Genomic DNA, 13833 nt, shown 5'->3' on the forward strand with positions numbered 1-13833 from the left:
AAGATAAAAATGGATATTATTCAGGTAATTACCAGAGAATTGAACGTTGAGAAATGGCAGGTCGAGGCAGCAGTCAAACTGATCGACGAAGGCTGCACCATTCCTTTTATTTCCAGATACCGTAAAGAAGCAACCGGTACTCTCAATGACGAACAGCTTCGTAACCTTAACGAGAGACTTACCTATTTAAGAAATCTTGAGGACAAAAAAGCCCAGGTTCTCGGAAGCATTGAGGAGCAGGGCAAGCTGACTCCGGAACTGAAGAAACAGATCGAGGCAGCTCAGACACTTGTTGTGGTAGAAGACCTTTACCGCCCATACCGCCCGAAACGCCGTACACGTGCCATCATCGCCAGGGAAAAAGGTCTGGGACCGCTGGCTGATATCATTCTTCTTCAGATGACGAAGAAACCTCTTGAAGAAGAGGCAAAAGCATTTCTTTCCGAAGAAAAAGAAGTCAAAACTGTGGAAGAAGCCATCAGCGGCGCCAGAGATATCCTTGCAGAGCATATTTCCGATGAGGCGGACTATCGTATCAACATCCGTAAGAGAACTATGGATAAAGGAACGATCTGCTCTACTGCGAGAGATGAGAAAGAGCAGTCCGTATACGAGATGTATTACGATTTCGAGGAGCCGGTGAAGAAGCTTGCAGGTCATCGTGTCCTTGCCCTGAACCGTGGCGAGAAAGAGAAATTCCTTACTGTGAAGATTCTTGCACCGGAGGAAGAGATTATCCGTTATTTGGAGAAACAGGTGATCGTCCGTGACAATCCTAATACCACACCGGTATTGAAGGAAGCCATTGAGGACAGTTACAAACGTCTCATCGGACCGGCCATTGAGCGTGAGATCCGAAGCGCTCTTACAGAGGCAGCAGAAGACGGTGCCATCCATGTCTTTGGCAAAAATCTGGAGCAGCTTCTCATGCAGCCTCCAATCGCAGGACAGGTCGTTCTTGGATGGGATCCGGCCTTCCGTACAGGATGTAAGCTGGCAGTGGTAGATCCGACCGGAAAAATTCTGGATACCACCGTGATTTATCCAACAGCGCCAACCAACGAGACCAAGATCCGTGCAGCCAAGGAAACCCTGAAAAAACTCATCAGTAAATATCACGTAACCCTGATTTCCGTAGGAAACGGAACTGCATCCAGAGAGTCCGAGCAGATTATCGTGGAACTTCTCAAGGAGATCCCGGAAAAAGTTCAGTACGTGATCACCAACGAGGCAGGTGCTTCCGTATATTCTGCAAGCAAGCTTGCAACAGAAGAGTTCCCGAATTTCGATGTGGGACAGAGAAGTGCCGCATCCATCGCAAGACGAGTTCAGGATCCGCTGGCAGAGCTTGTAAAGATCGACCCGAAATCCATCGGTGTGGGCCAGTATCAGCATGACATGAACCAGAAGAAACTGGGGGAAGCGCTGAACGGTGTTGTGGAAGACTGTGTAAACAAGGTCGGTGTGGATTTGAATACGGCATCCGCATCCCTTCTGGAATACATTTCCGGAATCAGCAAGGCCATCGCAAAAAATATCGTCGCTTACCGTGAGGAAAACGGCCGTTTCCAGACAAGAAGAGAACTTCTAAAAGTTGCCAAGCTTGGTCCGAAAGCCTTTGAGCAGTGTGCAGGTTTCACACGGATCACAGGGGGCAAAAATCCTCTGGATGCAACCAGTGTTCATCCGGAGAGCTACGACGCAGCAAAAAAACTCCTGGAAAAACTCGGTTACACACCGGAAGATGTGGCAGAGCGTAAACTTACCGGCATTTCCAGACAGATCCGCGATTACGGAAAACTGGCGAAAGAGCTGGAAATCGGTGAGCCAACTCTTCGTGATATCGTAAAAGAGCTGGAAAAACCGGCCAGAGATCCACGAGATGAGATGCCAAAACCGATCCTCCGTACCGATGTCCTGGATATGAAAGATCTGAAAGAGGGCATGGTACTGAAAGGAACTGTCCGCAATGTTATTGACTTTGGTGCTTTTGTAGATATCGGAGTTCATCAGGACGGTCTGGTTCATATTTCCGAGATGAGCGAGAAATTCATCAAACATCCGCTGGAAGCAGTCAGCGTGGGAGATATCGTGGATGTTCGTGTCCTTGGTGTGGATATGAAGAAGAAGCGGATCAGCCTTTCCATGAAGGGAATTAATAAATAAAGAAAAATATAACAGAATGATAATACAGATACAGCAGCGGTTTATTATTTCTATCTCGCAGAATCGGAGAAATCGGTTTTACAGAAAAAAACGCTGCTGTATTATTATATTACCAGATGCGGATTATAGAGTCCGGCTATATCAGAAATATGATCAGACAGGAGGGATTTTATTTGGACAGTACTGTACAGACAGTGCAGGAGGTAGGAAACCAGGTAAGCCAGTATAAGCAGATGTTTGAGAATTATCTTCCGGACATCACAAAATTCGGAATCAAAGTTGTTCTGGCCATTGTTGCTTTCTGGGTGGGCAGCACGGTAATTAAATGGATCGTTAAGTTTGTTAGAAAATCACTGACAAAATCCAGACTGGATACAGGTGTGGCGCAGTTTATGTCATCCCTGGTCAAGATCGTGCTTTACATACTTCTGCTCTTTAACATATCTACAAGTTTTGGTGTGAAAGAATCATCCCTGGCAGCACTTCTTGGAACTGCCGGTGTTACTTTGGGTCTTGCATTGCAGGGTGGACTTTCCAACCTGGCCGGAGGAATGATGCTCCTTCTGTTCAAGCCTTTCCAGGTAGGAGACTATATCATTGTCAACGGACAGGATGGAAGTGAGGGAACCGTATCCAAGATCGAGATCTGTTATACAACCCTGTTATCTATTGATAACAAGCACATCGTGATCCCCAACGGTACTCTTTCCAATACGGCCATCACCAATGTAACAGCCAGAGATCAGCGAAGACTGGAGATCAAGGTAGGAATCTCCTACAATGCAGATATCCAGAAAGCCAAGGATATCCTGGAAGATATTCTCACCGAAGATCCGGATACCAGAGAAGACGAAGAGATGGTGGTATTTGTAGACGAACTGGCAGAAAGTTCCGTGATCATGGGCTTCCGTGTGTGGGTAGACACGGACCGTTACTGGGAAACCAGATGGAGACTGAATCAGCGGATCAAGGAAGATTTTGATTATTATGGAATTGAGATTCCTTATAATCAGCTGGATGTGCATTTGCATAAATAAAAACGAAATTATTTTTGAAGAAAAAGCTCTTTTATATGGTAGGAAAACTGCTATATGAAGGGGCTTTTTGTGGCTTGTATTGCGGACTTTTTTGTGTGAAAATATATACTAAGAAAAAACAGGGGGGATGGCAAATATTATGAAGATTATTAATTTTGGTTCTTTAAATATTGACAAGGTCTGCAGTGTGGAAGAATTTGTTCAGCCAGGAGAAACGATCATGGCAACGGGATACAGTGTCAATGCCGGTGGAAAGGGGCTGAACCAGTCAGTAGCAGCAGCCCGGGCAGGCGCGCAGGTATTGCATGCAGGAGCTGTTGGCAGTGACGGTCTTTTTCTGAAAGAGATCCTTGCAGATGCCGGTGCGGATGTTTCCTGTCTGCGGACTATGGATACAGAAAGTGGCTGTGCTTTTATAGAAGTAAACAGTAAGGGACAGAACCGTATTATTGTCAGTGCGGGAACAAACCGCATGTATACAGAAGAATATATCCAAAGTGTGCTGGAAAAAGCAGAAGCCGGAGATTTTGTGCTTCTGCAGAATGAGATCAATATGGTTGGGGAAATTATCCGTCTCAGTCATGAAAAAGGCTGCAGAGTTGTTTTTAACGCATCGCCAATTCCAAAAAATCCGGAAGAACTTCCGCTGGAACTGGTGGATATCTTTATGGTAAATGAACTGGAGGCAGCAGCTCTGGCAGGGACTTCCGCAGAAGGTGATTTCCGGGATATTTTGAAAGCACTTCAAAAGAAGTATCCAAAAGCAGCCATTGTTATGACACTTGGAAAAGACGGGGTTCTCTACGGATATAAAGAAGAATTTTATTCTCATCCGATATTTAAAGTAAATGCTGTAGACACAACAGCAGCAGGAGATACTTTCTGCGGATATTTCCTGGCAGCGCTCTGTGCGGGAAAATCAGTGGAAATGGCACTGAGAGAAGCATCGGCAGCTTCCGCAATGGCGGTTTCAGCCAAAGGCGCGGCACCTTCTATTCCGGTACACAGTGCGATGGAAGAATGGCTTCGTGGCAGATCATAGCAGCAGTTTTTATTGACAAATCAGTGCCACAATGCCATAATACCCCACAGAGATAGTATTTGGACTCAAAACTATACTCTGGCTGAAATCACTGGAATCTTATATTATAAAAGATAAGAGCCTGTATTAATGATATAAACAGGACTCAATATACAGGGAATCAATCAGAAGCGTTTCAGGGTCGAAGTGTACCCTGGAGCGCCTTTTTTTGTGTCACAGAAAATCATTCCCTGCAGGAAAGGACTTATATAAGATGACAATAGAGATGTTAAAAGGAAAGATCCACAGAGCAACCGTTGTCCAGGCGGAACTGGATTATGTGGGAAGTATCACTGTGGATGAAGAATTGCTGGAAGCTGCCGGAATACTGGAATATGAAAAAGTTCAGATCGTAGATGTGAACAATGGCAGCCGTTTCGAGACATACACCATCTGCGGAGAACGCGGAAGCGGTATGATCTGCCTGAACGGAGCAGCAGCAAGATGTGTAAGCACCGGTGACAAGATCATCATCATGGCTTACGCAGGGTACGATCCGGAAGAAGCACGTACTCACAAGCCTGCAGTTGTATTTGTAGATGAAGAGAACAAAATCAGCAGAGTGACCAATTATGAAAAACACGGACTGCTGAAAGATATGGCCTGACAGAATTTTGTAACAGAAGAAATCAAGACACATACAGAAATAAGACGAAGGTGAATTCAGAAAAGAGGCTATCTCGAAATCTATAAAGAAAACCGGTCCCAGAACCGGAAAAGAGGAGAGAACAATGCAGGTAACAAAAACAGTAGAAGAAACAAGAAAACAGATCAAAGCGTGGAAAAAAGAAGGAAAAACTGTAGGCCTTGTGCCAACCATGGGATTTCTCCATGAAGGGCATGCAAGCCTGATCAGAAAGTGCAGAGAACAGAACGACATTGTAGTAGTATCGGATTTTGTCAATCCTACACAGTTTGGACCGACCGAAGATCTGGAAGCCTATCCAAGAGACTTTGAGCGTGACAGCAAACTCTGTGAAAGCCTGGGAGCAGACCTGATCTTCTGCCCGGAACCTTCCGAGATGTATCACGATCCCCACGCATTTGTAAGCATAGACACCCTGTCTGAAACACTTTGTGGAAAAACACGCCCGATCCATTTCAAAGGCGTATGCACCGTTGTGACCAAACTGTTCCACATTGTGGCACCGGACAGAGCATATTTCGGACAGAAAGACGCGCAGCAGCTGGCGATTATCCGCAAGATGGTGCGTGACTTAAACTTCGACATTGAGATCGTAGGCTGCCCGATCATCCGCGAGGAGGACGGACTTGCGAAATCTTCCAGAAATACATACTTAAGCCAGGAGGAAAGAAAAGCAGCACTCTGCCTGTCAAAAGCAGTAAAACTGGGACAGGAAACCATTCACACAGGAATCGCCGCAGAAGAACTTCTGGGAAAAATGAGAGCAGTAATCGAAGCAGAGCCTCTTGCAAAAATTGATTACGTTTCCATGGTAGACGCACTTACCATGCAGCCGGTTGAAAAAGCAGACCGGGATGTTCTCGTAGCAATGGCTGTTTACATCGGAAAAACAAGACTGATCGACAACTTCAGCTACGAGGTATAATATATGGAAAAAATCTTAAAAAAAATCGGAACCATCAGCAGCTTTGCATCCAGATATATAGGAATCATTATCATCGCCTTTTCCTGCCTGGCCTTTTTCTGGCGGGATGGATTTTCCTGGATGACGAATTATACGTCGGTATTTCTGGGCGTGATCATGTTTGGAATGGGACTTACCATACGGATGGAAGACTTCCGGGCTATTTTTTCCAGGCCAAAGGAAGTGGTGATCGGTGCGGTGGCTCAGTATACCATTATGCCGGTGATCGCCTGGCTTCTGTGTAAGGTGATGAACCTTCCGGCAGATCTTGCCCTGGGAGTGATCCTGGTAGGTTGCTGCCCGGGAGGAACGGCCAGCAACGTAATTACCTACATTGCTGGAGGAGATGTGGCCCTTTCTGTGGGAATGACCATTGTTTCCACACTGGCTGCGCCACTGATGACGCCGTTTCTTGTATATGTCCTGGCAGGCGCCTGGGTGGAAGTATCTTTCTGGGCGATGGTACTTTCTGTGGTAAAAGTAATTCTGATACCGGTTCTTCTGGGAGTCTTTCTTAGAAGTCTTGCTGGAGAGCATGTGGATAAGGTATCGGATGTTATGCCGCTGGTATCAGTTGTGGCCATTGTCATGATCATTGGAGGGATCGTGGCAGTAAATGCAGAAAAGATCGTAAGCTGCGGAGTTCTGGTTCTGGGAGTTGTGTCCATCCACAATTTCTGTGGCATGATGCTGGGACTTCTTGCTGCAAAAATATTCCATGTGGAGTATGCAAGGACAACTGCCATAGCTATTGAAGTGGGCATGCAGAACAGCGGCCTGGCAGTTTCGCTGGCAGCGGCCAATTTTGCGGCCAATCCGCTGGCAACACTTCCGGGAGCGATCTTCAGCGTATGGCATAATATTGCAGGTTCCATTTTTGCGGGAATCCGCCGTGCCGGAGCAGAACGTCTGGCAGAACAGAAAGGGAGCTGTGAACTGCCAGAAGAGTGCGTCAGATAAAAGAATCAGGTGAAAAACAAAGGGGAGTTTTATATCACTTATAAAAAGACAGTGTATGGAGAAATCTGTACACTGTTTTTTGCTGGACAATAATACAGAGGAAGTTTTATAATGAAAATTAGATATAACCATTAGATTTGCAGGGGATCTGGAAGAAGGAGAGAGGTATGAAAAAGAAAAAAAACAAGGCGCCTTATATTATCATAATGGCAGCAGCAGGTGTTCTGTGGGCTTTGGTCATTGTCATGATTGTTGTGCTGGGAGTGCCGGATAAGGTCAATGCGGCGCGAGTCGGAAAACAGATTGATCTTGGAAACAAATATCTGGCAGAAGCCAACTATGATAAAGCAGAAGTAAAGTTTGCCAAGGCGTTGAAAATCAGCCCGAAATCGTCAAAAGCAGCCACTGGAATGGCCAAAGTATACAATAAGGAAAAACAGCCGGAAAAGGCAGTGAAATACCTGAGAAAAGCCAGCGCAAATGTGACAGACGGAGAAGAAGCAAGGGAAATTCAGTTGGCCTCCAAAGAGACAAGGTCACAGCTGGCCGTACAGAACAAAACTACATATAATCTGGAACTGAACCAGATTGACCAGACGGTTAATACGGTCATAAATCATACGGATAATACGGTAATCGTTGTGAAGAAGGATCCTACAGTGACACCTACGCCGGAAGAGAAAGGTGATCCCGGACGTGACCGGGGTGGCGATGATGGAGACGTACATATGGGTAAAGTAACTATAAGCCCGGCTCCAGATGTGACGGGTGATCCGGACGTGACAGGCGATCCGGATATAACAGGTGATCCGGATGTGACAGGTGACCCGGACGTGACAGGAGAACCAGATGTAACGGGAGACCCTACCGTTACAGCAGAACCAACAATAACAGAAGAACCGATCGTACAGATCATCGACCCGACAGGTGAACCGATCATAACCGGTGAACCGAATCCGACAGAAGATCCGTCAGAAGAACCAACCGTAACCGAAACACCGGAGACAGGAGATGACGCAGAGGAAACACCAGATCCGGGAGAAAATACGTACACAGGCGATAATGCCGGGGACACCGAAGTCGACGGAATTCCGGTGGCAAGGGAAGATGGAGAAGATACGAACACATCCGGAACAGAAGAAACCGGCGAAGATTCCGAAACATCTGGAACTGATGAAACATCAGGAACCGATGAAACATCCGGAACAGAAGGTACATCAGAGACAGCCGAAACACCTTCTGGCACCGGAGATCTTCTGGAAGATTATGTAAAAAATACACTTGCGAAAGAACTTCCACCTGTCAGCTGGGCAGATACACAGATTCCATTTACATACGGGGAGACATCTGCTTCCGCTCTGACCGGACGTCTGGCAGAAACAAGGGGAGACCTGGACGGAGACGGAGCAGAAGAACTTCTTGTAGTGGAGGTAAAGAGCGGAAGTCTGGGTTTCCGAATTTATAAGGAAGAAAACGGAACCGTGGAATTAAAGACTTCCCAGATGACATCAACAGGAATGAAAACCCCGATGGAAAGCCTGTCCTATGGAAATACACAGGACTGTTTCCTTATGAATTATCAGGGAAAAATTGAAATCGGTTTTGCAACCTGGTGTTACGGATATGATTCCGGCGAAGAAACACCGGAGGCAGTAACTGCTGTTGAAGTTTATCAGGTAGAAGCAGATGACAGTGTAACGCTGTGCGCTTCCGGTTCCGTTACAAACGGACAGGGACAGGATAGTCTGGCTTCCAGCCTGCAGCCATCCGGTCTTACAGGAAGCTGGAATAGCAGTAATGCAGAAGCATTGCAGGCACGTGGATATGCAGAAAATCCATATCAGGATCTCAGCGATATTCCGGATCCTCTTGGAGATGGATTGTCCGGTGCAGAGGGTTGTACTGATCTGGCGGTTCTGACTGTAAAAATGCCGGCAGGAAGCGGAACTCTCACAGCAAAAAGCAAATAGGACGGTTGCCAGAAAATGCAGAAATATATCGACAATACATACGAGATCATAGAAAAAATCGGAGCCGGAAACGGTGGTACGGTATATAAGGCGTATCACAGAAACCTGAATAAATATGTAGTTCTGAAAAAAGTCAATACAGATATCCAGGATCTGATGAATACCAGGACAGAGGTAGACGTGCTTAAAAATCTGAAACACACCTGCCTCCCGCAGGTATTCAACTTTGTGGAAGATAATGGCAGTGTTTATACGGTTATGGAATTTATTCCCGGAAAATCTTTCAAGCAGTACCTGGATGCAGGAACCGTATTTCCGGAACGTTCTATTATTATCTGGATGAAACAGATTGCAGCAACCCTGGCATATCTTCATAATCAGAATCCGGCGGTGATTCACAGCGACCTGAAGCCCGGAAATATTATGCTGATGCCGAATGGAAATATCTGTCTCATTGATTTTAATATTTCCTTCAGTCTTGGAGGCGGAGCTGCGTATGTAACCGGATATACTCCGGGGTATGCGCCGCCGGAGCAGATCGCGGCAATCCGGTATAATGAACGTGAAACGGATCGTTTCCGCTGGAAAAAAATTGACAGAAGAGCGGATATATACAGCCTGGGAGCGACAATCTATCACCTTATTACAGGAAGCAAGCCTGGTATGGACCAGAACGGACGTGTACGGCCATTACTGGAATTAAAGCCGGAAACAGACAAGACACTGGCTGCGATTGTGATGAAATGCCTGGAACCAGACCCTGAAAAAAGATATCAGCGTGCAGAAGAGCTCTATGCGGATCTGAATAAGCTGACTGAAGATAACACCGGGCCGAAAAAAACACACATGATTGCAGGAATTATAGCAGGCTGCTTAGTTATGGGTACAGCGGTTCTTCTGGTCGGATATCATCAGATCGATAAAAAAAGACAGGCAGATTATAAAGAAGCAGTCTCAAAAATGGAAGAGAGCATCAGCGATGGCAATTATGAAGATCTGGATACCTGGTATCAGAAGGCAATCCGGATTTATCCGGACAAAGCAGACGTTTATCTGGATAAAGCAGAGGCTCTTAACCGTGAAAAGAAATACAGGGACTGTGTTAAATATATCAATGATACCATTCTGGCTGATTCAAAAATAAAACGGGATATTTCTCTGGACAGTGTCTATTATCTTCTGGGAGATTCCTACTCTCAGCTTGAAGAGTATGAAAACGCATCCAATGCATATGAATCGGCCATCCGCATTAATTCCGAAAATGGAAGTTATTACCGTGATTATGCCATTGCGGAAGCTTACTGTGGAAACACAAACAAGGCAGAAGAACTTCTGAATGAAGCAGCGGACAAAGGCCTCAGCACTGCGGATGTTTCTTATGTAAAAGGAGAAATCCAGTACAATACCGGAGATTACAGCAGCGCGGAAGAAATTTTCAGGGACTGTGCCGAGAACAGCAGAGATTCCTATATTCAGATGCGTTCTTATATCATGGCTGTAAAATGCATGGATAAGCAGAACGACAGCATTGACAGCAAAAAACAGCAGGCACAGTTCCTGGAAAAGGCAAGGAAAGAACTTCCGTCAGAAAATAACATCGGAATACTGGAAGAACTGGCACAGGTATACAGTGATCTTGGCGCAGACACCGGAGATTCCGGTTATTATCAGAGCGCACTGGAGATTTTTGACCAGATTGAATCCCGTGGAATGGGAGACTACGATACGGCATGTAATATTGCAGTTCTTTACCAGAATATGGATGACTATGCCAATGCACAGGAAAAACTTCAGGAAATGCTGAAAACTTACGGAGAAGACTACCGCACTTACAAAAACCTGGCTTTTCTGGAAGTAGCAGTCCAGGGGAAAAAAGCAGAAGATACAAGAGACTACAGCAAATTTCAGGAATATTATAAGAAGGCAAAAGAACTCTATCAGGAACAGCTGTCTTCAAATGCCAACGATATGGAAATGGACAGAATGGATGATCTGTACCAGCAGGCAGTACAAAGCGGATGGATATCCTGAATGTCTAACAGGGAGGGAAAGTATGAGAAAAAAGAAATATATCATTGCAGCGCTGTCTGCAGGAATGTGTTTATCTGTCATTCCGGGAAGTACAGTATCAGCAGAAAAGCAGCAAGCAGATTCCGGAATTTCGCCGGTTGTTAATAATGCTTCCGATGCAGTCAATGTGGTATCTCAGATAAGCGGACTGGGATATATGGGAAATCAGAGTTATGTTCGCAGTCTTCACAGAAACGAAGATAACAGTTCCGGTCTGGTTCCGGATACAGACAGCGGAATCCTGGCGGCATTTCCGAAAGATTTTGACGGGGATGGCAGCCCGGAAATTTTTGCCGTTATCTATGATGGCAGAGTGCATTTTCAGATGCTGAGAAAATCAGGAGAATCCTGGGAGATTACTTCGGATCAGGAAATCGTCAGCGCTTCGGAGTATCAGGAGTTCGATTACAGCAGTCTTGATGAAAGATGTGTAAAAGAAGAGGATTCTGTTTTCTTCCGGAAGTATAAGGGAAGTTATGAATTTTATTACGAAGCATACGATGAAGGCGTGATCGCAACAGGACAGGAATGGTTTTTTAAAGGAGTTCGGCTGGAAGATGGAAATTTAAATCCGATTGATGAGACGGACAGCCTTTATTTCAGCGGATCGCCCATTGATATGTTCTGGGAAAATTTTGAGGGAGAAGCCGGAGATTCCATTGATAAATTCTGTTCTCTTGGCTTTGCAAGTCCGAGAGTTTTCTTTGAAAATATGACGGTAGACGCCAATTCTGAATTGTATCCGATTTTACGGATGACGAAAGGTACGGCTTGCTCACCTTCAGGTCTCAATCAGTGGATGGCAGATCCTTCCGAAGATATTCAGGATGGATTTACCTGTACGGTGGAAGATAAAACAGGAGAAATACCGGAGAATATTGAGGAATTTTCAGGTGGAGGCACTTCTACAGAGCAGAGCAGTTCCACATCAGATTCCTCAGAATACATACTGCCGGATGTTAATGTCAGATATCTCAGCGCAGATGAAATTGCAGGGTTAAGCCTGGATGATATCCAGAATGCAATCAACGAAATCTTTGCCCGCCACGGAAGAGCATTCCAGACTGCAGAGATTGCGTCTTATTTCCAGGCAAAAAGCTGGTATCACCCGGATGCGTCCAAAACAGATGATCAGATTACCGCAGAATTCAACGAGTATGAAAAAGCAAATGAAAAACTGCTGGAAAACCGAAGAGATGAATTAAGCAGTACGCATGGAAAATAGCCGGCACAGTAATCAGGTGGTATTCCGAGGAAAATGGAAGCTTAGATATGGAACGAGAAAAAACAGAGTATAAAGATCTGGTCCGGAAACTGAACACATGGAAATATGATGAGAAGATTCACCGGGAATATTATTTTATGGAAAAAACTCCGGAGAATATTGCAAAATTCGAGGAACGTCATTCCGGTCATTGCGAATTTGAAAAAGATGTGGAATGGGCAGTCCATCCGGAAAAGATAAATGAATATTCCAGAGAAGATATGTTTATTCCAACGGGATATAATGTAAGCCTGGTAAAACATCCCAGATATTTTCCACTGTTTTATCATGAACATGATTTTTTTGAGATGATATATGTACTGTCCGGAAACTGCAATAATTTTTTTCAGGATTCCACGGAGAAACTGACAGCCGGAGATCTGTGTCTGATTGCTCCGAATGTCAGACACGGAATTCTGGCGGTGGAGGATGACAGCATCATTCTGAATATTCTGATCCGCCGCAGTACATTCATGGACATCTTCTATAATACAGTCCGTGATAAAACCCAGATTTCCAGTTTTTTTGTGGGGAATCTGTATTTCCGGGAAAAAATTCGCTACCTTCTTTTTCATACGAAGAATGATACGGTTATCCGCAATTACATTCTGGATATGTACAGAGAGCAGAAAACAGGTGACAGTTTTTCGGACAGGATTATCTGCAGCATTCTTACACTGTTTTTTGTGGAGCTGACGAGACGCCACGGAAACAATGTGAGTATTCCGGATAGCAGAAGAGACCGGACACAGCAGGAATCTGAAATGCTTGCTTATATGATAGGAAACTGCAGCACAGTGACTTTAAATAAACTTGCGGAGGAATTCCATTTCTCCGTGCCATACTGTTCGAAGCTGATCAAATCCATTACTGGAAAAACATTTTCCAATCTTCTTACAGAGATTCGACTGCAGCAGGGAGAGCAGCTTCTTCTCTACAGCCAGCTAAGTGTAGAAGATATCAGTGACAAAGTAGGATACAGAAATCCGGAAAGCTTCATCCGTGCTTTTCGGCAGCTGCACAACGACACACCGAGTCAGTACAGAAGAAAGAATAAATAAAGTCAATTAAATTGATTATTTCAGACCATGGAAGAAACTCCGACATTCCGCTATGATGTAGGCAAATAAAAAACATCCATGCAGAATAAAAAGGAGGAGAGCAGTATGAAATATGATGATACATATTCCATGATCGGAGCAATAATCAATCAGGGATTTGAAACTCAGTTTGAAAAGGAACGGAAGAAAAAAGAAAAGCGCCGGAAATATTTTCGAAAACTGCTGGCCTTTCTGGCACATCAGGGTAAAAGATTCAATTGCAGAAATCATAAAGAAACGATCTGTACATGTATGGCGGACTGTGGGGAGAGAGCATAAGAAAAATCAACACAGTTCAGGTTTTGTCGAAAGAAAAAGTCATAAAATGCAGAAATGCGGTTTACAAATTTTTTCTGTTATACTATAATAATCTCATGGACGACAAAAGTCCCCAACATATGAAAACAGGGGGGCCCGCTGAAGCGAGCTGAGAGTAGACTGTAAATGTCTTGACCCATAACCTGATTTGGATAATGCCAACGTAGGGACATATGCACGAAGGATTCTTAAAGATACAGAAGATCAGAGAGTACAGAAGACATTTTGAAGTACACAGGATTTTCATTTAAGTACGA

The 13833-nt window shown here is 44.8% G+C and carries 11 protein-coding genes and 1 riboswitch; all 11 genes read left to right on the forward strand.

Features of this window, described 5'->3' with window-relative positions; translation table 11 throughout:
• Window positions 1–9: 9 nt before the first annotated feature.
• The 11 genes from G5B06_RS09415 (at window position 10) to G5B06_RS09465 (ending at window position 13537) form a co-directional block, all read left to right on the forward strand.
• Entirely contained in the window at window positions 10–2166 is a 2157-nt protein-coding gene (locus G5B06_RS09415) for a Tex family protein (protein WP_148445246.1), read from the forward strand.
• 173 nt (window positions 2167–2339) lie between these two features.
• A complete protein-coding gene (locus tag G5B06_RS09420) occupies window positions 2340–3203 on the forward strand; it encodes a mechanosensitive ion channel family protein (RefSeq protein ID WP_330384885.1) in 864 nt (287 codons plus the stop codon).
• 139 nt (window positions 3204–3342) lie between these two features.
• On the forward strand, window positions 3343–4245 hold the full coding sequence (locus G5B06_RS09425) for a ribokinase (protein WP_173761994.1): 903 nt from the start codon (window positions 3343–3345) through the stop codon (window positions 4243–4245).
• A gap of 253 nt (window positions 4246–4498) precedes the next feature.
• The gene (panD, locus tag G5B06_RS09430) at window positions 4499–4891 is read left to right on the forward strand and encodes an aspartate 1-decarboxylase (RefSeq protein ID WP_021977421.1); all 393 of its coding nucleotides are present in this window, start codon (window positions 4499–4501) and stop codon (window positions 4889–4891) included.
• A 124-nt stretch (window positions 4892–5015) separates the two neighbouring features.
• On the forward strand, window positions 5016–5855 hold the full coding sequence (gene panC, locus G5B06_RS09435) for a pantoate--beta-alanine ligase (protein ID WP_021977422.1): 840 nt from the start codon (window positions 5016–5018) through the stop codon (window positions 5853–5855).
• Between the two features lie 3 nt (window positions 5856–5858).
• On the forward strand, window positions 5859–6854 hold the full coding sequence (locus tag G5B06_RS09440; RefSeq protein WP_148445239.1) for a bile acid:sodium symporter family protein: 996 nt from the start codon (window positions 5859–5861) through the stop codon (window positions 6852–6854).
• 167 nt (window positions 6855–7021) lie between these two features.
• Entirely contained in the window at window positions 7022–8824 is a 1803-nt protein-coding gene (locus tag G5B06_RS09445) for a tetratricopeptide repeat protein (RefSeq protein WP_173761995.1), read from the forward strand.
• 15 nt (window positions 8825–8839) lie between these two features.
• The gene (locus G5B06_RS09450; RefSeq protein ID WP_173761996.1) at window positions 8840–10855 is read left to right on the forward strand and encodes a serine/threonine-protein kinase; all 2016 of its coding nucleotides are present in this window, start codon (window positions 8840–8842) and stop codon (window positions 10853–10855) included.
• A 22-nt stretch (window positions 10856–10877) separates the two neighbouring features.
• A complete protein-coding gene (locus G5B06_RS09455; protein ID WP_173761997.1) occupies window positions 10878–12119 on the forward strand; it encodes a YARHG domain-containing protein in 1242 nt (413 codons plus the stop codon).
• Between the two features lie 47 nt (window positions 12120–12166).
• Complete coding sequence (locus G5B06_RS09460) at window positions 12167–13219, forward strand: AraC family transcriptional regulator (protein ID WP_173761998.1); 1053 nt, start codon at window positions 12167–12169, stop codon at window positions 13217–13219.
• 105 nt (window positions 13220–13324) lie between these two features.
• Window positions 13325–13537, forward strand: coding sequence for a hypothetical protein (locus G5B06_RS09465; RefSeq protein ID WP_173761999.1), 213 nt, complete (start codon window positions 13325–13327; stop codon window positions 13535–13537).
• Between the two features lie 117 nt (window positions 13538–13654).
• A riboswitch (TPP riboswitch) is annotated at window positions 13655–13763 on the forward strand.
• The last annotated feature ends 70 nt before the right edge of the window (window positions 13764–13833 follow it).

Source organism: Blautia luti (genome assembly GCF_013304735.1).
Lineage (GTDB): Bacteria > Bacillota > Clostridia > Lachnospirales > Lachnospiraceae > Blautia_A.

Excerpts from the sequence above, each read along its gene's own strand:
- G5B06_RS09450 (WP_173761996.1), top strand. The coding sequence starts at position 8,840 with ATGCAGAAATATATCGACAATACATACGAGATCATAGAAAAAATCGGA.
- G5B06_RS09455 (WP_173761997.1), top strand. The coding sequence starts at position 10,878 with ATGAGAAAAAAGAAATATATCATTGCAGCGCTGTCTGCAGGAATGTGT.
- G5B06_RS09445 (WP_173761995.1), top strand. The coding sequence starts at position 7,022 with ATGAAAAAGAAAAAAAACAAGGCGCCTTATATTATCATAATGGCAGCA.
- G5B06_RS09460 (WP_173761998.1), top strand. The coding sequence starts at position 12,167 with ATGGAACGAGAAAAAACAGAGTATAAAGATCTGGTCCGGAAACTGAAC.
- panC (WP_021977422.1), top strand. The coding sequence starts at position 5,016 with ATGCAGGTAACAAAAACAGTAGAAGAAACAAGAAAACAGATCAAAGCG.
- G5B06_RS09465 (WP_173761999.1), top strand. The coding sequence starts at position 13,325 with ATGAAATATGATGATACATATTCCATGATCGGAGCAATAATCAATCAG.
- panD (WP_021977421.1), top strand. The coding sequence starts at position 4,499 with ATGACAATAGAGATGTTAAAAGGAAAGATCCACAGAGCAACCGTTGTC.
- G5B06_RS09440 (WP_148445239.1), top strand. The coding sequence starts at position 5,859 with ATGGAAAAAATCTTAAAAAAAATCGGAACCATCAGCAGCTTTGCATCC.
- G5B06_RS09425 (WP_173761994.1), top strand. The coding sequence starts at position 3,343 with ATGAAGATTATTAATTTTGGTTCTTTAAATATTGACAAGGTCTGCAGT.
- G5B06_RS09415 (WP_148445246.1), top strand. The coding sequence starts at position 10 with ATGGATATTATTCAGGTAATTACCAGAGAATTGAACGTTGAGAAATGG.